Consider the following 26,638-nt stretch of genomic DNA (forward strand, 5'->3'; position numbering starts at 1 on the left):
CGGGCGGTTCTGACACGCGTGCCGTCAGGCGATGAGCGTGAGCCGTCCGGCCCGATGACGACCAGCAGCACGGTGAACACCCTTGCCTCTGTCCGGCGGGGCCGACGCTATCGGCGGCCCCGCCGGACAGACGCCACACGGCCCGGACCTCCGCCGCCCGCCATGCACACCTTTTCTTCCACATGTCCGAATCCGGCATCGCCGGGACCGAACTTTCCGTACCCCCTGGAGCACACCATGGACGCGAGTGAGGAGGCCGCACGCGGCCTGAGCGACATCGAGAACTTCCTCTACAGAGAGGCCCATCTGAAGGCAGCACATCGGCGTGTGGCGGCTTTCACCGCACGGATGCCCGAACTCACCGAGGAGCAGACATCGGACATCGAACGGTGGTACGTCGGAGAGCAGATGTACATGGCCGAGATGGTGACCCAGCACATCGCCGACAGTGTCACTGCGACGGAGACGCGGTACCGGACCCGTCTGACGCGATGGCGTCGCGGAACACTGGCCGCGATGAGCCTGCTCAGCGCGGCCATGATGAGCCTGTGCATCGCTCTCATCCTGAGCAGGAGCGTTTGACCCGCGAGGTCGCCGTCGGCGTGCCCGACCAGCGGCTTGCGCGCCACACCGCTCGAGGAACGGCGATGTCTCAGCGCGCCCTCCGAGTACACGAGCGTGTTCTGATGATTGCTGGTGGTTACCCTACTGCCCTCGGGTACGTGTCGGAGGAGCACCAATGCCGCCGCCGACAAAAGACTCCCGCACGGCGCTCGCGCGCTAGGAACGTTTGGCGCGGTAGAGGCCTCGGCCGGTCCGCTGGATACGGGACGTACCGACCAGGCGATCGAGGGTACTGCGGACCGCGTTGATGGTTCCGCTGTCGGAGTCACGACCCAGCGCCGTGGCGACATCACGGGCCCGCACGTCGGCGTCGCCGACTGTGCCGAAGTACTCCATGATCTGCTCGGTGAGCTTGCCGTATTTCTTCTGACCGTCCGTGTCGGTGCCGGCGGGAACAGTGCGCTCCTCGTCATTGCCGCTCTTCGGCTTCTGTGCCAGGGACGCGGACTCAGCGGTGGCCTCCGCCGACCTGGGGGAGGCTACGTTCTTCTCCGGGGTGGTGGGCAGCGCAGCCTGGCCCACCTCGGCAATCCCGGCACCGGTGGTGCCCGCCGAGGTCACCGCGGCAGCCGGGTTGCCCATCACGGCCTGAAGGGCACGGAGGGCCCGCTGCACCGAGCTGAGATGCGCCACGACCGCAGCCAGTTCCCTTTCCAGCGCCTGCTTCTGGATCTGCAGGCGGGCCAGGTCCTCTTGAAGGCTCTCGGCGGTGATCTCGATGTCGTGTGCCGCGCGAGTTACGGAGACCATGTGTTCCTCTCGTCCTCTACCCGTTCTGTCGCTCCCCGGCTCGCCTGCTGCGCCAGCCGGCCTGAACGCGAGAGTGGGTCCACTTCACATCATATGCAGTGGGCACTGGGAATGGAGAGGCATCAGAACGGCCCAACGGCCTCACAAATGTTCACCCTGCCTGCGCTGAGGACGGTTCGGTGCGCCCTGAGCGACGTCGTACTGATGATTGCCGCTGTTCGCGGAAGATGCAGCGGGAGTGAAAGTACATGGTTGTCAGTCAACTGATGGTTTGCCCGTCCTGTCGCCGGACGGTCCGCAGCGTTCCTCGGTGCCCTCAGCTCCGGCTGGAGTGTGGGACATGGTGTGCAGTCGCCGCAGCGCGTCGCCGATTGCCTCGATGCGCGCGTCGACGGTGTCGATCGCCTCTTGAATCATGCGCATACGGGCCTCGAGGAGGGCGGCCTCGGCTGCCAGAGACGCACTGGCCGCGGCAGGATCGGGGTGCTTGTCCGGGTCTCGTGCCATTATGTGTCTTTCTGCGGCTTCAGCCGGTTTTCGTACCAACCAGTGGGTGTGCGGGGCAGCAGAGCATCGGCAGGGCCGCCCGTACGGTGCCGCAGTCGCCCGCGGTCGGTACCGCGAACAGGCCGGCGCCGCCGCATCAGTACCCCCTGCATCGGGCGTGCCCAGAGGTACGCCGGACGGGACACACAGGATGCAGTGTGTCGACAGAGCTCGACGACGGCCGGGACCTGAAAGGACGGATGCCCTGATGCCGGCCCCGCCGGCCGGGGAAAGCGGGGCCATTCGACGCGTGGACGCATCGGTGGTCCCTGGCTTCTGAGGCCATACGTGCTCCCTTCCTCGCTGCGAGAGCTTGCGCGAGTGGCCGCACAAGTCACATCCGCATTGACCGAGTAACTGAGAGAGCTGTGACAGACGCGGGCGACGGACGCTGTCTGCCTTGCGGGGCCGGCCCGTCGCGCCTGAGATCGCCTACAGCCAGGGCACCGGGGCATTGCGCCAGGCGGCCACGGGGTGGATCAGCCGCTCGTCCCCGGCGGTGCCCCGCCCTGCCTGCTGCAGTCACCCGTCGCTCGGCACGGGGCCGAGAGCGGCTGTGAAGCGGGAACGCGAATCGAGGAACGCAGTGATCTTGCTCGGGTTGAATACCCACATCACCTTGTGGACGCCTTCCTCCGAGGCGGCCATCGTCAGGATGGTGCTGGGCACACCACGGTGGTAGAGCATCACGCCGGCGCGGCCGTTGACCTCGACGAATAGGAGATCCGCGGTACCCCAGAACCATGGAGCGGCGGTCGACAGATTGGCCACCCTTGCACGACCCAGAACCGGTTTGCGCGCGGCTCCCCGGATTCCGTTGCCGTCGGACAAACTGACGGCATCCGGGGTGAGAAGGGCTTCCAGCGCCGCCACATTCCCGGTTTGAGCCGCTGAGACGAAGGTATGCAGCAGGCGGCGGTGCTCCGTCGTGTCAACGCTCTCCCGCTGCTCGGCCGTCAGATGCTTGCGTGCACGGCTCACTATCTTGCGCACGTTGACGAGGCTGAGCTTCAGGATCTCGGCGATCTCGGGGTAGCTGTAATCGAACGCCTCGCGGAGTATGTAGCAGGCGCGCTCAGTGGGGTTCAGCCTCTCCAGCACCAGCAGCAGGGCCAGTTCCAGAGCCTCTGCGCGCTGCGCCCCCACCTCCGGGTCCGAGCTCGTGTCGATGGGTTCGGGCAACCACGGCCCGATGTAGGTCTCCCGACGCAGACGCGCGGATTGCGCGACGTTGATGGCCAAGCGGGTCGTGGCGCTCGACAGGAAGGCCACCGGGCTCACCACGGCGGAGCGGTCGGTCTTCTGCCATCGAAGCCAGACTTCCTGGACCACGTCCTCGGCCTCGACCACGCTGCCGAGTACGCGGTACGCGATTCCGAAGAGACGCGGCCGGTGCTGCACAAAGACGGAAGCAGCCTCACCGAGGGTACTTGTCGTGGGGGAAGGCTCGAGATGCATGATCCTGCGGCCTTCGTCTCTGCGGTCGTGGCTGTCTGAAGGTGGGGTCATGCTGGTACTGCGTTCACGAGGGGTGGCGTCGACGAGCGGTCCTCGGACGCATTTCTCGAGCCCGGTGTCCTGCAGGGTGAGAGGCGCTGCGTGGCCAGCTCCGGCATTGCAGGAACTGCGGTCACTGCGAGTCACGGCTGCTCCAATTGCATGTGTTCCAGAGGCCGAGACCGGCCCCGTTCATGTGTCAGGACCTGAGCAGAGGGACGTCACCGCCTGCCGTAGGTGGAGGCAGCCTCATTTGCAGGCACACCGTGTTTTCACGGACCCGCGGCTTGACCGTCTGATCAAGCAAACTTCTGAGCAAGAGTGCCTCATACAGGTAACGACGCCCGTATGGCCCTCAGGTCAAGGCTGTGGAACCGTTCCCAACAGTGTCATTAGAACACTGTCACACCGTTGACCGGTGGGTGGGTCGGCCTACGGTGCCGATGAGACCTGAGGGCGCCCCCGTATCGGCGCTGTCATGGCGGCGTGGCGCCGGTCGGCAGGGCTATGCGGAGCTGGGGTCCGGGAGCGGGGGCCGGTTCCAGGAGTGCAGCTTGTCGGGGTTGAGGACGACCCAGATTTGCGCGACTCGACGGTCGGCGATGCCGAGGGTGATGACGGCGGCAACCTGGTGGTTGTAGCGGGCGACGAGGCCGGTTCGGCCGTTGACGGAATGCGTGGACAAGCTGGTGCGCAGGGGGCGCGCCAGCAGCGTCAGCATGCTGTCGGCGACCTGCCGACTGCCCCGTACCGCCTTGCTCGCTGCCCGGACCTTGCCGCCGCCGTCGAACCAGGCCGTGACGTCCGGGGACAGCAACGGCGCCAGCAGTTCGGCTTCCCCGCTCACGCAGGCCTGCCGGAAGGCGCGGGTGAGGATGTCGTGCTCCTTCGGTGTCGTGGGTCGTGAACGCTGAATCCGAAGGTGACGGCGTGCCCGATCGATGAGTTCGGCGTACTCCGGTTCTGTGCGTCCCACGATGTCGGCGACCGTGTCCGGACTCATCCCGAAGACGTCATCAAGCACGAACGCCGCCCGTTCGGCCGGCGGCAGGGAGTCCAGCGCGTCCAGAACGACCGGGCCGACCTCCTCCTCCCGTGTGGCAGGGGGAGGCTCGGTCCCCTGGAGGTCAGGGACCGTTGCCGGGAAGCCGGAGCTATCGGCCCAGTCAGGCAGGACAAGCCGGTCCAGACAGATTTCGCCCGCGGTCTTCGCAAGCCAGGACCTGGGAGAGGTGATCCGCTTGTGCACCCCATCCGGCAGCCGGTACCAGCGGCGGTAGGTGTCGTCGACAACGCTCTCCGCCTCGCTGGGGCTGCCCAGCATCCAGTAGGCGACTTCGAGCAGATACCGACGCTCCTCGAGCAACTCCGCGATCGGCGCCACGTCAGTATGGTCCATACCGCATCTTCCCCCTCGCACGACATCACTCGACGGAGCCACACATATCGGCCCAGTCGACGTCCAGGAAGGCTTCAGCGACACCGACGACCTGGCGGTGCGCCACCCACGAATTGCCCGGGCGCCCGGTACGGGGGCCGCAGTAGCCGACGGCTGAATCCTTGAGCACGACACACCTCACCCATTTTGTCGGCTCAATTCTTTAGACCGAGTACGCACTGAACCTGTGACATGGGTCTCCGCACACGATCACGGGGACGCGGGCGCCGTCATTACGCCCAGGCCCACCGAGCTGCGCGGGTGCGAAGGGCTCCGGCGCTCAACGATGCCCGCAGGGGCCCGCACACGCCTCCTGCGTGTCACACATGTGCCGGTTGTCCGGTCTCACGTGACGGCCCTGTCACCTCTTCGCAGAGATGAGAAAGCCCGTGATCAAGTTCGGCCTCTCCCGCCGACTTTCGAACCCAGAAAGGTCCCCTCCCCATGGCGATTGCACAAGGTGACTACGCGACGTACTGGCGCGAACGGGCGGCTTGCCTGCGCATGGACCCTGATCTTTTCTTCCCCGTGGGAAACAGCGGCCCGACGCTCAAACATATCGAGGAAGCCAAGGCCGTCTGCGGGCGCTGCCCTGTCGTAGAGCAGTGCCTCGCCTGCGCCATGGAGTTGGGGCAGGTGGACGGCATCTGGGGCGGCACCACGGCGAGCGAACGCCGGGCGATGTATCGGCGTGCGGGCCGCCGAGAGAAGGAGACGGTCACCACAGTGGCGTGAGAGACCGAGTACACCACCCGGCCGGCCTGAGAACGACACAGCTGCACCGGGCCTGCGCCCGCACACTCAAGGAGGAACCGTGGCCGGGAGCGTCCTGGAACGCACCCCCCGGCGGCGCGAACTTCGCAGCCAGACTCGACGAATTGCGCTGGGCCGCACTCGTGGACGCAATGGAACGGATCCACGATCACCGCGCGCATCCTGCCTATGGCCAGCCCCGACTGTATATTCGCCAACTCTTCGGGCGCGGCCGTCATACCCGCCCGGAGCCTGCACCGAGTGCTGGAGGTCGCTCTTGAATACGAAAGTCAAGACTCCCTTTTCATGAAGGAGACCCAGACCGAGGAAGTGCCCTTCTGGGGATCTGCGGAGTCGAACGCATTCCTTGTGGGTGATCTATGAATGGTGGTTGCGGCATGAGTGGCGGGAATCGGGAAAAAGAAGCGCACCGAGGCGGCAAGGGGGAAATAATTGCCGAATGGGTCGACGGGCGCCTGGGTGGGTACAGTTCAGTCAGAGCAAAGGCACGAAAAGCCTTTCCTGACCACTGGTCGTTCATGCTCGGCGAGATCTGTCTATACAGCTTCATCGTCATCGTCGTCACGGGCGTGTATCTGTCACTGTACTTCCATCCGTCGATGAATGCAGTGGAGTACAACGGCGGTTATGTGCCGCTGCAGGGCCGGGTGGTTTCGGATGCATTCAATTCGACCATGCACATCTCCTTCGATGTGCGTGGCGGGCTGCTGATCCGTCAGGCCCATCACTGGGCAGCGTTGGTCTTCGTTGCCGCTCTATTCGCCCACATGATGCGTATATTCTTCACCGGAGCCTTCCGTAAACCCCGTGAGCTCAACTGGGTCTTCGGATTCCTGCTGCTCGTCCTCGGGCTGTTCGCAGGACTGACGGGATACGACCTTCCGGATGACCTTCTTTCCGGAACCGGACTCGCAGTCGTGAACGGAACAATCCTCTCCATTCCGATTGTCGGAACCTACTTCTCGATGTTCCTCTTCGGTGGCGAGTTCCCGGGGGGTGATCTGGTGGCACGTTTCAACACGATCCATGTTCTGCTCATCCCTGCCCTCATGGTGGGACTGCTCGCCGCCCATCTGTTCCTGGTCTTCTATCACAAGCACACGCAGTATCCAGGCCCGGGACGGACCAACGAGAATGTTGTGGGCCTGCCGCTCAAGGTGCACGCCGTGAAGTCCGCAGGATTTTTCTTCCTGGTCGCCGGCGGCATCTTCGTCATCGCTGCGGTTGCACAGATCAACCCCATCTGGCTGTACGGCCCCTATCGTGCCGACCAGGTCTCGGCCGGATCGCAGCCCGACTGGTACATGGGCGTAGCGGACGGGCTGCTGCGGGTCATGCCCGGCTGGGAAGTCGACTTCTGGGGCCACACCCTGGCTCTGGACAACCTGATCCCGCTGGTGGTGGGCGTCGGCCTCTTCTTTGTCATGGGCGCATACCCGTTCATCGAGTCCTGGGTGACCGATGACGACCGTGATCAGAACATCCTCGATCGACCACGTAACCGCCCAGTGCGAACGGGGCTTGGTGTCGCTTGGCTCAGTTTCTTTCTCGTGGCCCTGATCGGTGCCGCGAACGACATCATTGCCACTCGGTTCGGTGTCGCGGTCGAATCAGTGTCGTGGGCGGTTCGCATCGGGCTCTTCGTTGTGCCTCCCACTGCTTTTGCCGTGGCCAAGCGCTTTGCTCTCGGTCTCCAGCGCCGAGACCGCGACAAGGTGCTGCACGGCCGCGAAACGGGCATCATCAAGCGGTTGCCGAACGGCGAGTTCATCGAGGTGCACGAACCGCTGAGCCGAGAAAAGCTCCACGCCCTTACCCAGTACGAGCAATACAAACCGATCACCCCCGAACCTTCAGGTGACGCGAGCGGCCCGGATACGGGATCTGGTCTTGCTCGGCGCCTGCGCGCCAGGCTCAGCCGGGGCTTCTACGGCGAAGACGCGCAGATCACCAAACCGACGGCGGTGGAGTACAAGGAGATCACCAGCAAGCATTGACGCACACCCGTGGGTGCAGCGGTGGATCCGTGCAGTCTCGGCACGAACACCGTTGTCCACGCGTACGCACCTTGCGCTCTTCCCGACGGTACTTCCTGACCTCGCCGAAGCCCTCCCGCGGCGCGCTCCGCGAGCGGGAAATGGTGGCGCCTGCTTTTTCTTGGCATGTGTCACATCTTCAGTCAATGCCCTGTCATACAGGTGAAAGCAGGAAAAGCCTGCCGATCCAAGGAGTGCAGTGATGACCGAGCCCGTACTCGAACCTGCAGCGCAGGCGTTCGAGGACGCGACGGCCAACCCGCCTTTTCTGTACGAGGTCGGTCCGGAGGGTGCCCGGAAGGTCCTTGACGACCTGCAGGCGGCACCGGTGGAGAAGGCGGAAGTGGAGGAGAAGTGGGTCACGGTGCCTGCCGAGGTGGGAGACGTGCGGGTACGCATCGTGAAACCTGTCGGCAGCGACAGCCCGCTGCCGGTCGTCCTGTATATGCACGGTGGCGACTGGGTCATCGGCAACGCCGGCACCCATGACCGTCTCGTGCGGGAGCTGGCCGTCGGAGCGAATGCAGCCGTCGTGTTCGTCGAGTACGACCGTTCTCCGGAGGCCACATACCCGGTAGCCATCGAGCAGGGATACGCGACTGCTCGGTGGATCACCACGAACGGCGCCGAGGAAGGTCTGGACACCTCCCGCCTGGCTGTTGCCGGCGACTCCGTCGGCGGCAACATGGCCGCGGCACTGACGCTCATGGCCAAGCGGCGCGGTGACGTCACTTTCATCCACCAGTCGCTGTACTACCCCGTCACGGACGCGGCCCAGGACACCGAGAGCTACCGGGAATTCGCGGACGGGCCCTTCCTCACGGCCAAGGCCATGGCTGGTTCTGGGACTGCTACACCACTGGCCCTGTCCAGGAGGCGGAGATCACCGCCTCGCCGCTGCGGGCGAGCCTGGAGGAGTTGCAGGGGCTGCCGCCCGCGCTCGTCATCGTCGACGGTTACGACGTGCTGCGGGACGAGGGCGAGGCGTACGCCCGTAAGCTGCCCCAAGCCGGCGTTCCCACCACGAGCATCCGTATCAACGGCACCCTGCACGACTTCATGATGCTCAACCCCCTCAGGTCCACGCAGGCCTCAACCGCAGCGATCGAGCAGGCGGTTCACACCCTGCTCACCGTTCTGCGTGACAACTGAGAGTTCGACGCAACCACCTGAGAGATCGGGCACCGAGGCTGCTCCCAGCCGCCGGCAACGGGGCCTCGTGAAACTCATCGGCTCCCCGGCAGGCCCCGAATACCTTCCCGCTTGCCGACTCCGGCCCCTCTCTTCGTACATGCGACAGCGTCGGCCGTATCCGTGCGTCCGGACACGGCGGAGACGTCTGCCTCGAAAGGGTCCTTCATGAACCGTCGACTGCTCTACCGACGTGCCCGCACTCCGCTCTCCCTCTTGGTCACGGTCACGGTCGCCGCCGGTCTTTTCGCCGCCTCGATCCGTCCGGCCGGCGCCGGCGAGCACGCTGTCTCGCAGCAGAGCAAGCCGACCGTTGCGCGCGTACACGGCGCGTTCGCCGACTCCACCGGCTGCAACGGCGTTGTCAAGAAGCTGAAGCGCGAGGGCTATCCGGTGCTGGCGGAGGCAAGTCCGTTGCGCGGGCTCAGGATCGACGCCGCTTACCTCAAGGATCTCCTCGCGAGCATCGGCGGCCCGGTTGTGCTCGCCGTGCATTTCTACGGCGGAGCGGTCATCGGCAACGCCGGCTACGGCGCCGGCAATGTCAAAACGGCCGTCTACATCGACGCGTTCATCCCGGACAAGGGGGCGAGCGCGCCGACCCTCGCGGACACGTTCCCGGGAAGCACCCTCGGCGATGCTCTGCGCCCAGTTCCGATCTCCCTGTTGGACGGCTCCAACGGGACTGACTTCTAGATCGACCAGAGCAAGTTCAACCACCGGCTCGCCGCAGATGTCCCCTCCGAGGCCGAGGGACGTCCGCTTGCACCAGGAGCGTCCATGTCACCTGCCCATCTGGGGCTACCTCGTGGACACGGACATGGCTCACGGAAGAGGTGAGCGAGTCCGAGATGACCGGCCGCATGCGGGCCAGGAGAACGTCAGCGCGGGTCTGACCAGTCGGGCACGGGTCGGCGTCGGGATCGCGAGGAGGCGTGGACGACCGAGTGCACAAGCCCAGCCGTGCGCGGCCGAGACAGCGGCAGAGAACGGGTCAGAGTGCGACGGCCGATGGCATCGCAAACACCCCTGGACCTTGATGCGGCCTCGGCTCGGCCCCACCACGGGCCACTGGCATGGATGGATGCGCCTCAGCCTGCCGCTTCGGAGTCCGACCGACGGCTGGGTCGCGCGCCTGCCGACCGCTCAACCGACGGTGGACCGGTGCGGCGCGGAGGAGACGATTCTCATCCGTTCGTTGAGGTTCTCGAGCTCTTGGCGAAGCTCGTCGGCCCGGGCCTGAAGCGCGGTGGCTTCGGCGGTCAACGACGCGACTGTGGCCGCGATGTCGAAGTGGTTGTCAGCGGTTTGGGTCATGGTGTGTCCTTCAACGGCAACGGTCGTGAGGAACGGGGCTGCGCCCGCTGGGGAGCACTGCCGGTGTACGCGACATGGGCATGGCCTCCGCCGGTTCAGGCGGCTTCCGCCTGCTGTACCTGTACAGCGGAGATGTCGAGGGTCAGCTTCACCTTGTCGCTGATCAGGGATCCGCCTGGCGCCATGGCCGGGTTTTCGTCAAGCCCCCAGTGGGAGCCTTGCAGAGTGGCCCTGGCCTTGAAGCCGACCCGATGGCGACCGCGGGCGTCCTGGTGAGCTCCGCCGAACTCGAGGTCGACGTGAACAGGCAGCTCGAGGCCCTTGATCCGGAGGTGTCCCGCCACGCGGACGTGGTCGTCCCCTGCATCGAGGAGTCCGGTGGAGCGGAAGGTCAGGAGGGGGAACGTCGCCGCATCGAGGAAGTCCGGTCCGGTGACATGCGCTTCCCCCTCGGGAGACCCTGTGTGGAAGCTGCCGGTCTGGACACTGAGGTGGACCGCGGATCGGGTGGGACGTGATCCGTCGAGCCTGAGGATCCCCTCGAAGGTGGTGAACTTTCCGCGCAGGCCGGTGCGTTGGGCGGAGAAACCGACCGTGCTGTGGACCGGGTCGACGAGGTAGACACCGGCCGGGTCGTCATAGGGGCGTGTGCGAAAAAGAGTGGATTTCCCGCGGTTGGACATGATGAACGGTTCCTCCGTCCGTGGATTGAGCAAGGCGCACATTCCGGCACACAACGGCCGTCAGCCGGATTCAGGGATGCCAGTCGAGCGAAGTGGTGCCTGCCGCACGTTCCGAAGCCCGGCCCTGAAGCGGGCGCGCCTGGGTGGCCCCGTTCGTCGTAGGGGCCACCCAGGCGCAGGGCCGCTGCGCGGCCCAGTGGGCGAACCGTCTCTCTCGGTGCTGCGGGAGACGAGCTGCTCACCGGTCGTGAGCACATCGGCTGCACCAGAAATGACAGGGCGGCGGCACTGCTTGTGACAGAGGTTCGCAGGAATCGGAAAAAGCGAGCGAGGCTATTCGGCGAGTTTTCCGTCCGTGGAGACCTCCTCCATGAGAGTGGAAATCTCCTCCGGGATGGGGGCAATACTCTCGTGGGTGATGCCGGTCGCCGGGGACCACACGAGGTTGACGTGCAGTGCGGGGTCCAGGGCGGGGTAGTCGCTGCGGTTGTGGCAGCCGCGGGTCTCGCGGCGCTCCAGTGCTGCTTCGAGGGTGGCCCGCGCTGCCAGGGCGGCGGATTTGAGATCGAAGGCGTGGGCGAGGTCCTGGTAGCCGGCGATGTCGGGGTGGACGCCGACGTCCTGCATCCTCTTCTCGATCGCGGTGAGCTCGGCCAGTCCGGTGCGCAGGCCCTCTTCGTCGCGTACGACTCCGGCATGCTCGGTCATGGTGTTGCGGATGGCGCGCTGCAGGGCGCGGACGTTTTCCGGTCCGTCGGCGGCGAGAAGGTCGTTGATCTCGGCACGGGCCTGTGCCACAGCCGTGGCCGAGCGCGGCTGACCGGTCAGCGACTGTGAGTAGGCGGCGGCTGCCTGGCCGGTGATGCGGCCGAAGACGAGCAGTTCGATGAGGCTGTTGCCGCCGAGGCGGTTGGCGCCGTGCAGGCCGCTGGAGGCCTCGCCGATGGCGTACAGGCCGCGCACGTCAGTGCTGTGGTCCTCAGGTCGTACCCACACCCCGCCCATGGAGTAGTGCGCGGTGGGTGCGACCTCGATCGGCTCGCGGGTGATGTCCAGCATCTGCAGGTCCAGCAGGGTCTGGTAGACCCGGGGAAGCCGGTTCATGATCGTCTGCCGGGGCAGGTGGGAGACATCGAGCCACACGCCCCCCTTGGGGGTGCCGCGGCCTTCCTTGATCTCGGTGTAGGAGGCCAGGGCCACGCGGTCGCGGGTGGACAGTTCCATCCGCTCGGGGTCGTAGCGGGTCATGAAGCGTTCCCCGAGCTCGTTGCGCAGGATGCCTCCCTCGCCGCGTGCTGCCTCGCTGACCAGGGTGCCGGCCGCGTTCTCCGGCTCGATAATCCCGGAGGGGTGGAACTGGACCAGTTCGGGGTCGCGCAGACGCGCTCCGGCCTCCACGGCCAGGCGGAAGGAGTCTCCGGTGTTCTCGTCGCGCCGCGAGGAGGTACGCCGCCAGATCCGGGTGTGGCCGCCCGCGGCGAGAATGACCGCGTCCGCGTGGATCAGGTAGGGGGTGCCGTGGGCGAGGTCGAAGCCGTACGCGCCGAACACGGCGCCGTCGTGCACCAGGAGCCGGGTGATGTAGACACCGTCCAGGACGGGGATATCCAGCTGCTGCGCGCGCCGGATGAGGGTGCGCTGGATCTCCAGACCGGTGTAGTCACCGGCGAAGGCGGTGCGCCGGTACTTGTGCGCGCCGAAGAAACGCTGGGAGATCCGCCCGTCGGCTTCCCTGGCGAAGTTCATGCCGTAGCGTTCCAGGTCGTCTATGCCCCGGGCAGCGCCCTGGGTGACGATCTGCACGGTGCGGGGGTCAGCCAGGAGATAGCTCTCCTTGAGGGTGTCGGCCGCGTGCTGCTGCCAGCTGTCCTCGGGATCCATGGTGGCCAGGGCCGCGTTGATGCCTCCCGCGGCCAGTGCCGTGTGGGCGTCGTCCTTGGGGCGCTTGCCGACTGCGAGGACGTCGACACCGGACTCGGCCAGCTCGATCGCGGCGCGCAAACCGGCACCCCCGGTGCCGATCACCAGCACCATGGTGGAAAGACGTCGTTCAGTGATTGCCACGGTCCACTCCGATCGTTGTGATTGTCACTGATTAGGACAAAGCTGTCCCGGCATCTGTGACACCTTTAGCCGTCGGCAGGGCCTGTGACGTGGGGCATCAGCTCTCGACGCGGGCGAGAGACGGTATGCACCCACAACGCTCCCGCCCGGGCCGCGGCGTCACGGCAGGAGGCTCTCCAGGGGGACGTCCGGGTCGGACAGGCGTGCGTCGTCGACGTCCTTCCCAGAGGTGATGAGGGAGCGGATCGGTTCGACGACGTCCCACACGTTGACGTTCATGCCTGCCAGGACGCGGTTCCCCGCCATCCAGAAGGCGATGAAGCGCCGTTCGGAGGGGTCACCGCGGAAGACGACACGGTCGTAGCCACCCGGTTCCGCGTAGCCGACGTACTCCATTCCGAGGTCGTACTGATCCGTGTAGAAGTACGGCAGCCTGTTGTACACGGCTTCCTTGCCGAGCATGCCGAGCGCCGCCACCTCCGGCTGGTTCAGGGCGTTGGCCCAGTGCTCGACCCTGAGGTGGCGGCCGAGCAGTGGGTGGTAGGCGTTGGCGACGTCGCCCGCGGCGTAGATGTCGGCCACCGAGGTCTGCAGGCGCTCGTCGGTGACGATGCCGTTGAGCACGTCCAGGCCGGCTTCCTCGGCGAGTTGGACGTTGGGCGTGATGCCGATGCCCACGACCACGGCGTCCGCCGCCAGGTGCCTGCCGTCGGCGAGCCGTACCCCGTCCACACGGCCGTCCGTTCCGGTGAGGGACTCCGTCTGCACCCCGGTGAGCAGGTCCACGCCGTGGTCGGCATGCAGCGCCGCGAACACCCCGGCCGTCTCACGCCCGAGCACCTTCAGCAGGGGAAGTTCCCCATGCTCGAGCACGGTCACCTCGGCGCCGGCCGTCCGGGCGGCTGCGGCGGTCTCGAGGCCGATCCATCCGCCACCGATCACGACGATCTTCGCCCCCGCCCTGAAGGCGGACTTCAGGCGTTCACTGTCTCCCACACGCCGCAGATACAGCACGTTGTCGAGGTCGGCCCCCGGGAGGGACAGCCGGCGCGGGGACGAACCGGTGGCGAGAAGCAGCTTGTCGTACGGCACCTGACGGCCGTCGTCCAGTTCCACCGTCCGCACCCCCGGGTCGACCGCGCGCGCCCGCGTGCCCAGCAGCAGGTCGACATCGTGCTCCCGGTACCAGTCGTCGGTATGCACGTAGATCGCGTCACGTTCCTCGTTGCCCAGCAGATAGCCCTTGGAGAGCGGCGGCCGCTCGTACGGCCTCTCACGCTCGTCGCCGATGATGACGAGCGGGCCGCTATGGCCGTGCTTGCGCAGTGCCTCCGCCGCTTTGCCCGCGGCCAGACCGCCACCGACGATCACGAAAGTATTCATGTGGTTCCTCATCTCGGCCGGCGCACGTCGCGAGTCATGTTGGGTCGGTCACCCATCAGACCGCTCAGCTCATGATCGTGTGACACCCCCCGGCGAGGGCCGAGACGGACGGCTTCGTCCACCGCGGCGCGCACATCGAGTGACGGCCGACGCTCGGACTTGCCGCTGACAGAAGACCCTTAGGACTCGCGGGACGAGGTCCGGCTGCCACCTCGTGTGCGGGCGAGGCAACAGATACGAGCTGCGACCGGCCGGGACCACGGTTGCCCCAGCGGTACGGACGCCAGGGACGAGCCACGGCCGTCACAACATCATGTGCTTCCCGGTCATACCTCAAGCCGATGGTCGCCCGCATGCGGCCGGCCGGTCACCTGGATCATCGGACGGGAGAGAGGGACATGACGTACGTCATCGCGCAGCCTTGCGTCGACGTCCAGGACAGGGCCTGTCTCATCGAATGCCCGGTGGACTGCATCTACGAAGGCAACCGGACGCTCTACATCAACCCCTCCGAGTGCGTGGACTGCCGGGCGTGCGAGCCCGTCTGCCCGGTCGAGGCCATCTATTCCGAAGAGGACCTCCCGCGGTACTGGGCGCAGTACACCACTATCAACGCGGAGTACTTCCGTACGACTTCGGCACAGCAGGCCGAGCCGTTCGTCGTCGACGACGATCACCGCCTGATCGCCGAGTTGCCGCCGCAGACTTCGCACAAGAAGGACATCGCCGCTTTCAGCATCCGCAAGGAGGAGGCCGCAGACGCCGATCTGTGGTTCCCCTTCTGACGCACACGCGTCCCAGCGGGCGGCGCAGGCAAGGTCATTGCGGTAGCGGCCGGCCGCGCGCGGCGTGGTTCTTGGCCGCAACCGTGGGCACGGTGACGACCGGGACCTCCCGGGTCAGCAGACGTTGCACAGGACAGCGAGCGGCCACGGCCAGCAACTGCTTGATCTGCAAGGCGTCCAAATCGCCGGTCAAGCGAATGTTCTTGATGATCTGCTCGTGCGGATCGAACCGCAGCGCCACATCGACCTGGTCGAGCGGCCAACCGTGCCGCTCCGCTGCGGCCCGAACGGCCATGGAGGTGCATGCCCCCAGCGCGGCCAGGAGCAGTTCTTCGGGCCTGGGACCGGTGTCCGCGCCGGCCGGCTCGTGCGCGTCCGCGGCCAGGGTATGAGGACCGACCTGAATCGAGCGGGCGAGACGCCGGCCTTCACTCACCGACACGAGGCGTGCATTCATCGATCTTCCTCTCGGGCGAGCCACACCGCCGTGTGACCTGTGATCACAAGGGGTGGCGAGCGGTGACGGGATGCGGTTGCCCGTCCCTTTACCGCTACGACAGCAAGGATCTTCCGTATGTGACATGGAAGCTGTCAGACGGCGAGGAGATGCCCGGCCTATTGACGGATCGCCCCAACACGCCACTGCTGACCATGCCAGACCTCATGCGCAGGACGTACCGTGCGCACAACTGCGGAACAGAGGGCCATGCGCGACGAATCCCGGATTATCCGTGCGGGATGACATCGAACACGCCGCGGCCATGCATCGCAGGTGCTCAGTGCACACGCTGTGAAGTCGGTACCACAGGGCGATGCCCGTCGACGAGAAGATCTCCGCCATCCGGCGCCACGCCGCAGTGTCAGATCCACCGCGTGTCCGAGCAGGGAGTCACCACGGTGTGGACCGAGACGCTGCTTCGCGACCGCCGTGCCGGTGCCGCGTCAGAGAACGGCATCGGATGCGCGGAGTGTCGGTCCCCGGCTCGGCCCCGTATACAGCCGCGGAGTGCCACCGTCCCGCACACTCCGCAGCAGGCATCCGTCGCCGGTCAGGGGGCAAGTGTGATGGTGGCCGGTGCTTCCTTCCCGGGCATCCTCGCGTACGGGGACAGAGAACCGGCCTTCTCCAACAGCGGCGCGGCGACGGCGGGATCGATGCCAGGCCACGTGACCACGAGGCCGACGGACACGGCGTAGCCGCCGTCTCCCGGGTCCCGGCCGAACGCCACAGTCGCCTCCACAGAGATCGCGGAGTTGTCGAGCCCGGCCTGTCGCGCCAGCAGGCTCAGCGCCCCGTGGAAGCAGGCCGCACAGCCGGCGGCGTACAACTGCTCGGGATTCGTCCCCCGGCCGTCTCCTCCCAGTTCGGCGGGCATGCGCAGGTCGAGATCCAGGACCCCGTCCGTCGAGCGCGCTCTTCCCGAGGCCCGACCGTGATGCGCTGTCCCCCCGCTCACCGTCACCGTCGTGGTGTAGATGGGGGTGAAGGAATCTCCCTCGAAATCTTTGTCAGTGGACAGATGGGGCAACCGGATCCCCTCGGTCACCGCACGCCTCCCTGGACGCGGCAGTCCACGGCTGGGCGCGGAGCCGGCATCGACGCGGGAGGACCGGCATCCATCGGCCTCTGCGGACCATGCCGCGATCCGGTGCGCGACGCCGGGCCATGGGCACAGGACACCGGACTACCGCCCATGCTGAATGCCATATTTTGTGCCCCTTCGCGTCCTTGAGGATCATGTTTTCGGATAGCTGGTTGACCAAGAAGTCACCCCGGTTGTGACACTCGTCGGAAGGCAGGGGCACGGATCAGCCGCCCGTTCTGGACTACTACCGGGCGAAGGTGCTCCGCGAAGACATCCTCACGGCCGGACCGATGCCGTACAGGAAGAGAACCAGGGGCCCCCGCGACGCGGACCCGCCCCCGCCGAACACGTCCACATCGGCGGAGGCCGAGGTAGTCCCACTCCGTAGCATCGGCCGCTCGCTCAGCCCCACCCGCCGGCACATTTCGAGCGCATTCGACGACGTCCCAGTCGGCTGGACCCGTAGGGCCGGGGCATTGCCCGAAGAGACGGTCGCGGTCGTCGCCGGTGTCGGCGATGACCGCACGCTCAGCGCCACGCGCTACCGGCGATCCCGTATGCCACACCGTCTCCAAGGCACACCTGGTCGGCCAGGCGAATCGAATCACTCGATTATGCGATGTGGTCCGGTCCCTCCGGTCTCACTCTGGGCCAAATAGCCAAGAAGAACATCCGGCTCAAGGGAATCACACACGCTCTTTGAAGCGGGTTTTGGACCGATGGTCGGGCCATGAGCCCACGGTGTGTCCGCCTGAAGCCGGGTGATCCGACAGCAGCCAGCGATATCCCTCCCAGGGGGAGGATGATGCATTCCGAGCCGAACCTCATGACAACTGACCTTGAAGAGGCTGTTTCCGTCTTTGTGCAGCAGCGGCCGCGCCTCTTCGGAATTGCCCGCCGTGTGCTCGGCAGCGCGGTCGAGGCTGAGGACGTGGTGCAGGAGGTGTGGCTGCGTTGGCAGAAGACCGACCGTTCTGCGGTGGTCAGCCCGGTGGCCTTCCTTTCGTGCACGGCGACCCGCTTGGCCATCAACGTCAGGCAGTCGGCGCGCGTGCGTCGGGAGACCTGCATCGGCCCGTGGCTGCCCGAGCCCGTCGACACGAGCTCGGATCCTGAGGCGGATGTGCAGCGCGCGGAGGATTTGCAGCTGGCTCTGGAGCTCGTGCTGGAGAAACTGAACCCCACTGAGCGCGCGGTGTACGTCCTGCGCGAGGCATTCGACTACGCCTACTCCGAGATTGCCGAGATTCTGCAGCTCAGTCTCGTCAATGTGCGCAAGATCGTGAGCCGTGCTCGTAAGCGTCTGTCGGAGGACCAGCGGGAGAGCGTGGACACGACTGAGCATCGTCGTCTTCTGAAGGCTTTCGTCTCAGCGGCTCGAACGGGGGACGTGGCCGTGCTGGAAGCCCTTCTGGCGCCGGATGCCGCCAGTCTGTCCGAGGGCAACGCCATCCGGGGAACTGCTTGTATGCCGACGCAGGACCGTGCGCGCGTGGCCGATCCGGCGACCGACTGCGCACGACCGCCTGCCCACGGTTCTGGCGGGAGGCGGCCCCTGGACTGGTCGCTGCCGTCGGCCGTGCGGGCGTCGTGATCTACCGGGATGCACGCCCAGCACGCTGCTGATGACGTCGGCCTCGGAGGCCGGCGTCCACAAAGTCCATGCACGAGCCCGTCCGTCCGGGACGGTAGGGCGATGACGTCGCCGTCGAGACCTGCATCACACAGCCTTTGGTGTCACACCTCGCCCGGCTGTCCGGTCAGTTGTGTGTATCCGCATCCGGGCTAGGAGGTCCCATGGAATCGCGTCTCAACTACTTCGGTAATCCCCTCGCGGGCAAGGTGCTGAAGCACCTCGCCTCGGCCAGCAAGGTGCTGTCGGACTCGTCGCTGCCGGCCACCATTGCGCATCTGGTGGAGATCCGCGCCAGCCAGATCAACGGCTGCGGCTTCTGCACCGACATGCACACCAAGGAGGCCGCCCACGCCGGGGAGACCTCGGTGCGCCTCAACCTGATCGCGGCCTGGCGGGAGGCGACGGTGTTCACCGACGCCGAGCGCGCCGTGCTGGAGCTGACCGAGCAGGGCACCCGGGTCGCGGATGCGGCCGTTGGGGTCACGGACGAGGTCTGGGCGAACGCCGCGAAGCACTTCGACGAGGACCAGCTTGTCGCGCTGATCTCCCTCATCGCCATCATCAACAGCTACAACCGCATCAACCTCATCAACCAGCAGCCGGCCGGCAGCTACCAGGTCGGCCAGTTCGGCTGAGCCAGGGGGTTCGGCATGGCCGGAGGGTCCGTCTCCGCGTCGCCCCGACCTTCGGCGGGGAGACGGACTTCCGGCGTCAGCCGACTTCACTGATCCCATGCGGCCCGCTGCGTTTGATTCTCAGCGGCGCCGTACTGCGCCTCCTCCGTCGAGTCGCAGTCCTGAAAGTCAGAGATGGAGCGCGGGTCGCCCCGGTACCTCTCCGGATGAGTGACCCGGACGAGTCGGAAAACAGATCGCCCGGCGACGGCCTCAGCGCGGGCGCTCTTGCCGGCAGACCCTGGCATTGTCCCGGGAATCGGCCCCGGCCCCGGCCGTGGGAGTCGCCGTGGGTGCGCGTTCAGCGCAGCGATTGCCGCGGTGCGATGCGTTCTCGATGCCGCGGGATCCGGAATGTGCATGCCGCCGACCGGGAGCAGAGTGGTCTTGGGTCCCTCTGCGTGAGGCATAAGACGCACGGCGTGTCACAGATACGGGCCGTGTTTTGTCTTCACTTTTAAGCAAGTTGGGAGAGTCCGGAGTCGACGAACCCGGGCGACGCCGAATGGGAGGCCGGTACACCGGCCCCGAAGGCGGTGGCCGACGCGGGATCGTTCGTTCCGGGCAGGCTGATGGAGGTGTAGCGCAGTGCACGAGATGGATTCAGTGGACGGTACGGGACCCAAGATGCTGGCGGACGTCAAGCCGCCGTTCATTCCCGAGGGCGCTTCGGGGATGACCGTCTTCGTCGAGTGGCCTCCCGGTCATCCCGGGACTCCACCGCACCGCCACTCGGGGCCGTGCTTCGGCTACGTCACCGAAGGGGAGGTCCGGTGGGAGCTCGAGGGTGAGCCGGAGCGCGTGCTCAAGGCCGGTGACACCTTCTGGGAGCCGGGCGGTGACGTGATCCACTACCAGAACGGCAACGCCCAGTCGGATGCGCCGGCCAAGTACATCGTGTTCATGCTGTGCGCGCCAGGCCAGCCGATGCTCACGCTGGTCGAGGAGGAGGAGCTGGAGAAGCGGGCCCACCTGCGCGCCCCGCGTCCCGCCGCAAACTGACCCGCCGCCTGCTCGTACTGGCCGGTTCCGAACGGAGCTCGTCCGCTCCGTGAAAGGGCGCGATGAGGCATGAGTGCCACTGATGTTGTGCGTGGCATGCTGACAGCGCTGTTCGCGGCGGCGGCCGTCCGCGAGCTGCGGAATGGCGTCCTGTCACGAGGTTCCGGGTGGCGCAGCCGAGTCGACCAATTGCTGCACACCGCCATGGCCTTGGCCATGGCGGTGATGCCGTGGCGCTGGGGCGGCATGCTGTCGGAGGTTTCCCTGACGGCCTTCTTCGCGGCCGCCGCCTTGTGGTTTCCGCTGACGGCTGTCAGCTCCCGCCAGAAACCGAGACCGACCGCAACTGCGCGGCGGTTGCCGTACGCGGCCGGCATGGCCGCGATGGCATGGATGACGCACTCCATGGCGGACCTGTCGCACGAGACCCTGGCTGGCGGTCTCTCGGCGGCGAACCACGCCGCGCATCTCGGTCACATCGCAGGGGAATCGAAGGCCGGCAACGCGGTCACGGGAGTGCTGGCGCTCTACCTCCTTGTGTGCGCTCTTCGGTCGCTCATGCGTGGCATGCCCACGCTGCGCTGGGCGTCGGACACCGTGGCCGCCTCAACCAGCATCAGGGAGTCCTGCGGGCACTTCTGGGACGGATCGATGCCTCTGGGAACGGTCATCATGCTGCTCATGTACCACTGAGCGCCGAATCAGGCTGGTTGGAAGCTAGCCGGGCGCCTGCTCGCCGAGGGTCGATCGCGGGACGCAGGCCCCACCACCGCGCATTCCGTCGTGCTTCAACTCCACGCCACCGGCGACGGCCAGGGCACGGGCGGCCTGAACAACGGCATCCAGACCGGTAGCGCAGAGCCGGTCGACCGTCATACCCGGTGCGGAGGTGGGCAAGCCGACCAGCAGCGCCGCCATGCGGCCGACATCGCGGTTCTCCTCGCCGACGCCGTTGGCGTTGCCGAAGTACACGTCAGCAATGCGCGCGGGGTCCAACAAGACCCTGGGGGCGTGGAGTTCGCGGATGGTGAGTGCGGCCAGGTCGTCGGGGCGTAGGCCAAGGCGCCGTTGTGACGCCTGATCTGCGTGCGCACGGCGTCGATGATGTCCGCGTCCTTCACTTCAGGCCGTCCGCAACGGTCAGTTCGGCGTCACTCTTGGCGAGGCGACCAATTTATCCATCTTTTTACCCTGCCTCTCGGAAATGCCGACCCCGCCGGACGCTCTTTCCGGAAGGCAATGTCACCTACCGGGCCGGGTCTCCGTGTATTTGTGCAGGGTCGGTGGAAATCGTGGAGATCGTTTCCGTCGCAGGCGTGTCCGTAGAATGAGCATCTCGCCCGACTCGGGCATGCTTCCACGGTCCACACCTTGACGTCCCTCCGCATCCCGCAGATGAGTGATGTCGGCCGCGTCTCCGGGGCCACGGTGCCGGTGCCCGTCGCTTGAACAGGGTATTTCCGCGCCGGTTCACCTCATCCCCTGCAGATTCCGTTGACGTGCGCCATTCGACTGCCGAAGCTTTTTTCATAAACAGACGAGCGGCGGGCTGAGGAAATTCTCATGAAGACATTCGTGCATCGGGGGCAGATCACCAAGGTGGTCTTCGGCAGCGGGACGCGCAGTCGTCTCCCCGAAGAGGCCGATGCTCTCGGATGCCGCCGGGTGCTCATCCTGTGCACACCTGGTCAAGTGGACCAGGCAGCGAAGATACGCGACCTGCTGGGTGCCGCAGCCGTGGGGACTTTCGCCGAAGCGGTCCCGCATACCCCGGTCGAGGTCACGGAGAAGGCCCTCGCGTACGCCGGAACCGTGGGAGCGGACTCCGTGCTCGCCATCGGCGGCGGATCGACCGTCGGCCTCGGCAAGGCCATCGCCGCGCGGACCGGACTTCCACAGCTGGCGCTGCCCACCACCTATGCCGGCTCGGAGATGACGCCGATCCTCGGCGAGACCGAAGGCCGCAGGAAGACGACCCGGCGGCTGCCGGAAGTGCTGCTCAAGACAGTGGTGTACGACGTCGACCTGACGCTCACGCTTCCCGCGGCGATATCGGTGGTCAGCGGCATCAACGCGATGGCCCACGCCGTGGAGGCCCTCTACGCCCAGGACCGGGACCCGGTCGCCTTCCTGATGGCCGGTGAAGCACTCGACTCCCTCACCCGATCCCTTCCGGTCATCGTTCAGCATCCGGACGACGGCGAGGCGCGCGCCGATGCCTTGTACGGGGCGTGGCTGGCGGGCACGTGCCTGGGCACGGTGGGCATGGCACTGCATCACAAGGTCTGCCACGTCCTGGGCGGCACATTCGGGCTTCCGCACGCCGAAACCCATGCAGTGGTCCTGCCGCACGTGGTGGCCTACAACGGGCCGGCGGCCCCCGAGGCCATGACACGCATCGCGCAGGCGCTTCCGGGGGACGACGCCGCGAGCGCTCTCTTCGACTTCGCAGGGCGGCTCGGCGCCCCCAGGGCACTGCGTGATCTCGGTATGCCGGAATCGGGGATCGAGCAGGCGGCCGAACTCATCGTTCGGGACGCCTACTGGAATCCGCGACCAGTGGACCGGACGGCCGTTCGAGGCTTCCTGACCCGCGCTTGGGCCGGGGAGACACCGTGGACGTCACCCGGCGACGAACTTCCCCAGTCCGACTCCGTCATCGAACACTCAACCACCACGGGAGCGCGACATGCGTGATCTGACCAGCGACACCATCACCGAGGCTGTGATCGCGACCATGCGGGACACCAAGGACTCCCGCGTCGCGGAGATCCTGGAATCACTGGTGCGGCATCTCCACTCCTTCGTCCGCGAGGTCGGACTGACGGAGGAGGAGTGGGCCCAGGGAGTGGACTTCCTGACCCGTACCGGGCAGAAGTGCACCCCGACGCGCCAGGAGTTCATCCTGCTGTCCGACGTCCTGGGCGTCACCATGCTGGTCGACGCCCTGAGCAATCGACGCCCCGCCGAAGCCACGCAGAACAGCGTCCTGGGCCCCTTCTTCAGGGAGGACAGGCCGCGGTCCGCCGACGCCGCGGACATCTCAGGAGGTCTGCCCGGCACCCCGCTGTTCTTCGAGGGACGGGTCGTGGACCGTGAGGGAGCGCCGGTGGCCGGCGCCGCGGTGGATGTATGGCACAGCGACGCGGAGGGCCATTACGACGTGGATGTGCCCGGCCAGGTGGACCCGGCGATGCGCGCGCTTTTCCGGACCGACGAGACGGGACACTTCAGTTTCCGTTCCATTCGCCCGTCCAGCTACCCGATACCCGGTGACGGTCCGGTCGGCGAACTGATGAGCGCGACCAGCAGGTCGCTCATGCGTCCCGCCCATGTGCACCTGCTGATGGAGGCTGCGGGATTCCAGCGCCTGACCACCATGCTGTTTCCTTCGGACGACCCGTACCTGGACATGGATCCGGTCTTCGGGGTCAAGGAGTCGCTGGTCGAGTCCTTTGATACGTACGGGGCCGAAGCCGGGCCCTACCGCGGGCAGACCGACGTGCCGTACACCCTGCTGCGCCGCACCTTCGTCCTCGAACCCCTCCCCGCGGACTGAGCGTCACTGCCACCGCGCACGCAGTCGAGAAGCGGTCATCCATGAGAAGCAGCGATCCCGGTGAAACGGGTGGTGTCCTGCCCCGGCTGCCCAGTCACGTCATACCCCGACCGAGGCTGGTCCGCAGAATCCACGAGGTGCTGGACCAGCACTCGGTACTCGTCATGGCGGCTTCGGCGGGGTCGGGGAAGACGACCGCCGCGGTCCAGGCGGCGCAAGGGCTGTCCAGCCCCGTCGCCTGGGTGTCGCTCACCGGGATGCCCGGCAACGTCAGTACCTGTGCGGGTGATTCCGGTGCCGACGAGCTGACGCTGACGCGCCTTGTCGAGGCAGCCGTCGTGCCCCATGTGCCGACCGCGGCGACCGCACTGACCGGCGCACTGGCGCGAGGGCTGCCGGCGTCGGAGGTGGGTGCCCTGCTCGCCAGGAAGCTGGCCGGCACCGATCTGGTGCTGGTGCTGGACCGCGTGGAGACGATCGGTGGGAGCGCCGGTGCGGCGGGGCTGCTCGCCGCACTGGCCGGCAGTCTGCCGGAAGGGCCGCGGCTGGTACTGATCTCCCGAGTGAATCTGCCCCAAGGCCTCGGAGGTCTCGGCGATGTCCATCGCGTCGCCTTCCTCGAGGACGGGGACCTGGCCTTCGGCGTGCCTGAGGCCGCCGAAGCCCTGCACGCCATCGGCCGCAGCGACGACGCCTGCCAACTGGTTGATGCGATGCGCGGCTGGGTCACCGGCGTCCTGTACGACTGGTGGGGTGTCGATCCCGCAGCCTCCGCCGTGCAGCACGATCGCCTCGCGGCCGAACTGCTGACCCAGCTCATGCCCGCGGAGGCGTCGCTGCTCGTCCGCACGAGCCTGCTCGACGACGGCGTGACGGCCGAGCAGGCGAACGCCCTCGGACTGGCATCGCCGGACCGGACGATGGCCGCCCTCCGCAGCCGACGGCTGCCGCTCACCTGGTCCTCCGACGGCAACCGTATGGTCGCCCTGCCGCGGTTCCGCCACTATCTCCAACGCGAGATCGGACGCCTGGACGACGACAGCCTGCGTGCGTTGCGACGGGGGTACGCCTCGCTGCTCCAGGGCAGAGGGCGCCACGAGGATGCCGTGGACGAGCTGCTCATGAGCGGCGACACCGACTCCGCCCGACGAGCCGCAGAACGCGCCCTGCCGGATGTACTCGGCCGACTCGACCTGGCGACTGCCGAGAGCTGGCTCGACCGCATGCGCCCGGCGCCCACGCCGAGTTTGGCCTCAGCCGTGCTCCGCGTCGCCTTCGGGCTCGAACAGTGCTGGCGGGGCGTGCAATTGGCCGACCACCACGGTCGTGCATGGTGGGGCAAGCTCGCTCAAGAGCCAGGCGGAGCCGAGGACTTGGCCCTGCTGGTGTGGTGCTTCTGGCACGTGGGGCGGATCGACGAGGCGCGCGAGATCCTGCACGTCGCGCCTCCCGGGCCCCCTCGCGACATCGCGGCGGCCGTGCTGGCTCTGGCGGACAACAGCGCAGCCCAGCTTGCCCCGGACCTTGTCGACCGTGTCGCGGGGCCCCTTGAGGCCATGGTGATGCGCGTCGCCTACATGGCCGGGCAACTGCGCGAACTGCAGGACGGCTCGTCCGGCGCTTGGCGGAGAGTAGGCGGGACGCCATGGGCGGTCGCCGCCCTGCGCGCCGAGGGACGTATCTCCCAGGCCAAAGCGGCATACACGGCGGTCGGCGACGGACCGCGCCCCGTCTGGCTGGGCGCGATCGAGGCCCCGGAGCTGATGGCGGATCTCGGGTGCCGGGACGAGGCCTGGACCGCACTACTGGTCGGGCGGGAGCAGATCGCCTCGACCGGGTCCCGCGTGTACGAGATCCTCAGCCTGCTCCTTGAGGCGAAACTGGCCCTGCGCCTGGATCACGACCTGCCGCGAGCGGCGCGAGCGCTCGCCGAGGCGGAGCGCAGGGGGTGCGCGCGCTACGCGCTCACCGCGGAACTGGCGGGCATCTGGCGGGGATTGGAACTACTGCTGGCCGGTCGCAACGACGACGCCGTACCCCACCTCACCACGGCGGTCTCCGCAATGCGCACGAGTGGCAGACGACTGGAACTTCCGACGGCTGCCGTCTACTTGAGCGAGGCCCTGTGGCGCACCGGCGATGAGGACGGTGCGGATGCCGCTGCCGACCTGGCTTTGGAGGTCGCGACGGCCCAGGGCCCCCGCAATCTGCTGTTGCAGGCTCTGGAGGACGTGCCCTCCGTCGCCGCGCGTCGGGCCGACGCGGAACCCACGCGCTCCTCACGCTGGCACGAGCTCGTGTCCGCGCTGTCCACCGCCAGACCGGTGACCGGGTACGCCGCACCCCGACTGGCCCTTGAGGATTACGGCCCGGTGCGGTTGGTCGCCGACGGGCGGGAGGTCCACCCGCGTCTCGCCAAGAGCGTCGAGTTGCTCGCCTACCTGCTGTCCCGGCCCGCGGCGAGCGCCAGACGTCAGGCTCTCTTGGAGGCGCTGTTCCCTGGGCGGAGCGACGCCACGGGGCGCAGCTACCTTCGGCAGGCCGTCTACCGGCTGCGCGAGGTGCTGCCCGACGGCCTTTCGCTCCTTCAGGACGGCGACGTGTACGAGCTGACACCGGCGTCCGCGGTAGTGAGCGCCTCAGGGAACTTCCAGCGACTGCTGGCGGAAGCCGCACGGCAGGACGGCGAGCACCGGTGGGACACGCTTCAGCGCGCCCTGGCCATCGCCGAGCGCGGCTCCTACTTCGACTCCCTTTCGACGCACTGGCTCGACACCAGGCGCGCCGAACTCGACGCCGCGCTCCTGCAGGCCCGCGTGGACGCGGCAACCGTAGCGCTGCACCTCGGCCGAGTGCGGGACGCCCGTCGGCTCGCACATGCCGTGCTGGACAGCGACCCCTACCGGGAGCAGGCCTGGCGGCTCGCCCTGTACGCCGCGGAGGCGGCCGGCTCCGACGATGAACTGCTCGACCTGTACCGAGGCTACCTGCGCGTCATGAAGGACCTCGGGGTGCCGCCCTCCGCTGACCTGAGACGGCTGGTCGACCGACTGCGCAGGTGAGCCGACGGGCCGTGTGAATGCCCGGTGTCGT

Annotated in this window: 23 protein-coding genes and 2 pseudogenes; 13 read left to right on the top strand and 12 right to left on the bottom strand. The window is 67.0% G+C overall.

Annotation, left to right across the window (positions count from 1 at the left end):
- Positions 1-237: 237 nt before the first annotated feature.
- Positions 238-582 (top strand): hypothetical protein, encoded by a 345-nt coding sequence (locus ACWDA7_RS22035; protein ID WP_450605933.1) that lies wholly within the window; start codon positions 238-240, stop codon positions 580-582.
- A gap of 198 nt (positions 583-780) precedes the next feature.
- On the opposite strand, the gene ACWDA7_RS22040 is transcribed toward ACWDA7_RS22035, so the two are convergent.
- The 5 genes from ACWDA7_RS22040 to ACWDA7_RS22060 all read right to left on the bottom strand — a co-directional run bounded on the left by ACWDA7_RS22040 (position 781) and on the right by ACWDA7_RS22060 (position 4,985).
- Positions 781-1,374: a hypothetical protein gene (locus tag ACWDA7_RS22040; RefSeq protein WP_450605934.1), complete on the bottom strand. Its 594-nt coding sequence runs from the start codon at positions 1,372-1,374 to the stop codon at positions 781-783.
- 255 nt (positions 1,375-1,629) lie between these two features.
- Complete coding sequence (locus tag ACWDA7_RS22045; protein WP_450605935.1) at positions 1,630-1,881, bottom strand: hypothetical protein; 252 nt, start codon at positions 1,879-1,881, stop codon at positions 1,630-1,632.
- Between the two features lie 561 nt (positions 1,882-2,442).
- Positions 2,443-3,378 carry an RNA polymerase sigma-70 factor gene (locus tag ACWDA7_RS22050; RefSeq protein WP_450605936.1) on the bottom strand — a complete coding sequence of 312 codons (936 nt, stop codon included), beginning with the start codon at positions 3,376-3,378 and terminating at the stop codon, positions 2,443-2,445.
- A 544-nt stretch (positions 3,379-3,922) separates the two neighbouring features.
- Entirely contained in the window at positions 3,923-4,816 is an 894-nt protein-coding gene (locus tag ACWDA7_RS22055) for a sigma factor-like helix-turn-helix DNA-binding protein (RefSeq protein ID WP_450605937.1), read from the bottom strand.
- A gap of 25 nt (positions 4,817-4,841) precedes the next feature.
- Positions 4,842-4,985 carry a hypothetical protein gene (locus ACWDA7_RS22060; protein WP_450605938.1) on the bottom strand — a complete coding sequence of 48 codons (144 nt, stop codon included), beginning with the start codon at positions 4,983-4,985 and terminating at the stop codon, positions 4,842-4,844.
- 314 nt (positions 4,986-5,299) lie between these two features.
- On the opposite strand from ACWDA7_RS22060, the gene ACWDA7_RS22065 reads away from it, so the two are divergent.
- From ACWDA7_RS22065 to ACWDA7_RS22080, 4 genes and pseudogenes are all read left to right on the top strand, one after another.
- Entirely contained in the window at positions 5,300-5,590 is a 291-nt protein-coding gene (locus tag ACWDA7_RS22065) for a WhiB family transcriptional regulator (RefSeq protein WP_450605939.1), read from the top strand.
- 416 nt (positions 5,591-6,006) lie between these two features.
- Positions 6,007-7,626: a cytochrome bc1 complex cytochrome b subunit gene (gene qcrB, locus ACWDA7_RS22070; RefSeq protein WP_450605940.1), complete on the top strand. Its 1,620-nt coding sequence runs from the start codon at positions 6,007-6,009 to the stop codon at positions 7,624-7,626.
- Positions 7,627-7,867: 241 nt separating this feature from the next.
- Positions 7,868-8,817 (top strand): annotated as a pseudogene (locus ACWDA7_RS22075) (alpha/beta hydrolase).
- A gap of 207 nt (positions 8,818-9,024) precedes the next feature.
- A complete protein-coding gene (locus ACWDA7_RS22080) occupies positions 9,025-9,552 on the top strand; it encodes a hypothetical protein (RefSeq protein ID WP_450605941.1) in 528 nt (175 codons plus the stop codon).
- 450 nt (positions 9,553-10,002) lie between these two features.
- Here ACWDA7_RS22080 and ACWDA7_RS22085 read toward each other — a convergent pair whose 3' ends face one another.
- The 4 genes from ACWDA7_RS22085 to ACWDA7_RS22100 all read right to left on the bottom strand — a co-directional run bounded on the left by ACWDA7_RS22085 (position 10,003) and on the right by ACWDA7_RS22100 (position 14,303).
- A complete protein-coding gene (locus tag ACWDA7_RS22085) occupies positions 10,003-10,173 on the bottom strand; it encodes a hypothetical protein (RefSeq protein ID WP_450605942.1) in 171 nt (56 codons plus the stop codon).
- Positions 10,174-10,268: 95 nt separating this feature from the next.
- Complete coding sequence (locus tag ACWDA7_RS22090; protein WP_450605943.1) at positions 10,269-10,856, bottom strand: YceI family protein; 588 nt, start codon at positions 10,854-10,856, stop codon at positions 10,269-10,271.
- A 333-nt stretch (positions 10,857-11,189) separates the two neighbouring features.
- On the bottom strand, positions 11,190-12,890 hold the full coding sequence (locus ACWDA7_RS22095) for an L-aspartate oxidase (protein ID WP_450605965.1): 1,701 nt from the start codon (positions 12,888-12,890) through the stop codon (positions 11,190-11,192).
- A 189-nt stretch (positions 12,891-13,079) separates the two neighbouring features.
- Positions 13,080-14,303: an NAD(P)/FAD-dependent oxidoreductase gene (locus tag ACWDA7_RS22100; protein WP_450605944.1), complete on the bottom strand. Its 1,224-nt coding sequence runs from the start codon at positions 14,301-14,303 to the stop codon at positions 13,080-13,082.
- A 398-nt stretch (positions 14,304-14,701) separates the two neighbouring features.
- On the opposite strand from ACWDA7_RS22100, the gene fdxA reads away from it, so the two are divergent.
- The gene (fdxA, locus tag ACWDA7_RS22105) at positions 14,702-15,088 is read left to right on the top strand and encodes a ferredoxin (RefSeq protein WP_450605945.1); all 387 of its coding nucleotides are present in this window, start codon (positions 14,702-14,704) and stop codon (positions 15,086-15,088) included.
- Between the two features lie 34 nt (positions 15,089-15,122).
- Here the strand turns inward: fdxA and ACWDA7_RS22110 are convergent, their stop codons facing one another.
- Positions 15,123-15,545 carry an OsmC family protein gene (locus ACWDA7_RS22110; RefSeq protein WP_450605946.1) on the bottom strand — a complete coding sequence of 141 codons (423 nt, stop codon included), beginning with the start codon at positions 15,543-15,545 and terminating at the stop codon, positions 15,123-15,125.
- 592 nt (positions 15,546-16,137) lie between these two features.
- Positions 16,138-16,635, bottom strand: a complete 498-nt coding sequence (locus ACWDA7_RS22115; protein ID WP_450605947.1) for an Ohr family peroxiredoxin — start codon at positions 16,633-16,635, stop codon at positions 16,138-16,140.
- Between the two features lie 841 nt (positions 16,636-17,476).
- Between ACWDA7_RS22115 and ACWDA7_RS22120 the strand changes: the two genes are divergently transcribed.
- From ACWDA7_RS22120 to ACWDA7_RS22135, 4 genes are all read left to right on the top strand, one after another.
- The gene (locus ACWDA7_RS22120; protein WP_450605948.1) at positions 17,477-18,268 is read left to right on the top strand and encodes a sigma-70 family RNA polymerase sigma factor; all 792 of its coding nucleotides are present in this window, start codon (positions 17,477-17,479) and stop codon (positions 18,266-18,268) included.
- Between the two features lie 203 nt (positions 18,269-18,471).
- On the top strand, positions 18,472-18,945 hold the full coding sequence (locus tag ACWDA7_RS22125) for a carboxymuconolactone decarboxylase family protein (protein ID WP_450605949.1): 474 nt from the start codon (positions 18,472-18,474) through the stop codon (positions 18,943-18,945).
- 636 nt (positions 18,946-19,581) lie between these two features.
- A complete protein-coding gene (locus ACWDA7_RS22130) occupies positions 19,582-19,986 on the top strand; it encodes a cupin domain-containing protein (protein ID WP_450605950.1) in 405 nt (134 codons plus the stop codon).
- Positions 19,987-20,082: 96 nt separating this feature from the next.
- The gene (locus tag ACWDA7_RS22135; protein ID WP_450605951.1) at positions 20,083-20,679 is read left to right on the top strand and encodes a DUF5134 domain-containing protein; all 597 of its coding nucleotides are present in this window, start codon (positions 20,083-20,085) and stop codon (positions 20,677-20,679) included.
- A gap of 99 nt (positions 20,680-20,778) precedes the next feature.
- Here the strand turns inward: ACWDA7_RS22135 and ACWDA7_RS22140 are convergent.
- Positions 20,779-21,107, bottom strand: a pseudogene (locus ACWDA7_RS22140) (thiolase family protein); the annotation flags it as partial.
- Between the two features lie 442 nt (positions 21,108-21,549).
- Here ACWDA7_RS22140 and ACWDA7_RS22145 point away from each other — a divergent pair.
- From ACWDA7_RS22145 to ACWDA7_RS22155, 3 genes are all read left to right on the top strand, one after another.
- Positions 21,550-22,683: a maleylacetate reductase gene (locus tag ACWDA7_RS22145; RefSeq protein WP_450605952.1), complete on the top strand. Its 1,134-nt coding sequence runs from the start codon at positions 21,550-21,552 to the stop codon at positions 22,681-22,683.
- Positions 22,676-23,545, top strand: coding sequence for a dioxygenase family protein (locus ACWDA7_RS22150; RefSeq protein ID WP_450605953.1), 870 nt, complete (start codon positions 22,676-22,678; stop codon positions 23,543-23,545). The genes ACWDA7_RS22145 and ACWDA7_RS22150 overlap by 8 nt, the downstream gene beginning before the upstream one ends.
- Positions 23,546-23,682: 137 nt before the next feature.
- Positions 23,683-26,607 (top strand): AfsR/SARP family transcriptional regulator, encoded by a 2,925-nt coding sequence (locus tag ACWDA7_RS22155; RefSeq protein ID WP_450605954.1) that lies wholly within the window; start codon positions 23,683-23,685, stop codon positions 26,605-26,607.
- Positions 26,608-26,638 lie beyond the last annotated feature (31 nt).

It is taken from the genome of Streptomyces sp. NPDC001156 (assembly GCF_053598275.1).

Excerpts from the sequence above, each read along its gene's own strand:
- ACWDA7_RS22035 (WP_450605933.1), top strand. The coding sequence starts at position 238 with ATGGACGCGAGTGAGGAGGCCGCACGCGGCCTGAGCGACATCGAGAAC.
- ACWDA7_RS22040 (WP_450605934.1), bottom strand. The coding sequence starts at position 1,374 with ATGGTCTCCGTAACTCGCGCGGCACACGACATCGAGATCACCGCCGAG.
- ACWDA7_RS22045 (WP_450605935.1), bottom strand. The coding sequence starts at position 1,881 with ATGGCACGAGACCCGGACAAGCACCCCGATCCTGCCGCGGCCAGTGCG.
- ACWDA7_RS22050 (WP_450605936.1), bottom strand. The coding sequence starts at position 3,378 with ATGCATCTCGAGCCTTCCCCCACGACAAGTACCCTCGGTGAGGCTGCT.
- ACWDA7_RS22055 (WP_450605937.1), bottom strand. The coding sequence starts at position 4,816 with ATGGACCATACTGACGTGGCGCCGATCGCGGAGTTGCTCGAGGAGCGT.
- ACWDA7_RS22065 (WP_450605939.1), top strand. The coding sequence starts at position 5,300 with ATGGCGATTGCACAAGGTGACTACGCGACGTACTGGCGCGAACGGGCG.
- qcrB (WP_450605940.1), top strand. The coding sequence starts at position 6,007 with ATGAGTGGCGGGAATCGGGAAAAAGAAGCGCACCGAGGCGGCAAGGGG.
- ACWDA7_RS22080 (WP_450605941.1), top strand. The coding sequence starts at position 9,025 with ATGAACCGTCGACTGCTCTACCGACGTGCCCGCACTCCGCTCTCCCTC.
- ACWDA7_RS22085 (WP_450605942.1), bottom strand. The coding sequence starts at position 10,173 with ATGACCCAAACCGCTGACAACCACTTCGACATCGCGGCCACAGTCGCG.
- ACWDA7_RS22090 (WP_450605943.1), bottom strand. The coding sequence starts at position 10,856 with ATGTCCAACCGCGGGAAATCCACTCTTTTTCGCACACGCCCCTATGAC.
- ACWDA7_RS22095 (WP_450605965.1), bottom strand. The coding sequence starts at position 12,890 with ATGGTGCTGGTGATCGGCACCGGGGGTGCCGGTTTGCGCGCCGCGATC.
- ACWDA7_RS22100 (WP_450605944.1), bottom strand. The coding sequence starts at position 14,303 with ATGAATACTTTCGTGATCGTCGGTGGCGGTCTGGCCGCGGGCAAAGCG.
- fdxA (WP_450605945.1), top strand. The coding sequence starts at position 14,702 with ATGACGTACGTCATCGCGCAGCCTTGCGTCGACGTCCAGGACAGGGCC.
- ACWDA7_RS22110 (WP_450605946.1), bottom strand. The coding sequence starts at position 15,545 with ATGAATGCACGCCTCGTGTCGGTGAGTGAAGGCCGGCGTCTCGCCCGC.
- ACWDA7_RS22120 (WP_450605948.1), top strand. The coding sequence starts at position 17,477 with ATGATGCATTCCGAGCCGAACCTCATGACAACTGACCTTGAAGAGGCT.
- ACWDA7_RS22125 (WP_450605949.1), top strand. The coding sequence starts at position 18,472 with ATGGAATCGCGTCTCAACTACTTCGGTAATCCCCTCGCGGGCAAGGTG.
- ACWDA7_RS22130 (WP_450605950.1), top strand. The coding sequence starts at position 19,582 with ATGGATTCAGTGGACGGTACGGGACCCAAGATGCTGGCGGACGTCAAG.
- ACWDA7_RS22135 (WP_450605951.1), top strand. The coding sequence starts at position 20,083 with ATGCTGACAGCGCTGTTCGCGGCGGCGGCCGTCCGCGAGCTGCGGAAT.
- ACWDA7_RS22145 (WP_450605952.1), top strand. The coding sequence starts at position 21,550 with ATGAAGACATTCGTGCATCGGGGGCAGATCACCAAGGTGGTCTTCGGC.
- ACWDA7_RS22150 (WP_450605953.1), top strand. The coding sequence starts at position 22,676 with ATGCGTGATCTGACCAGCGACACCATCACCGAGGCTGTGATCGCGACC.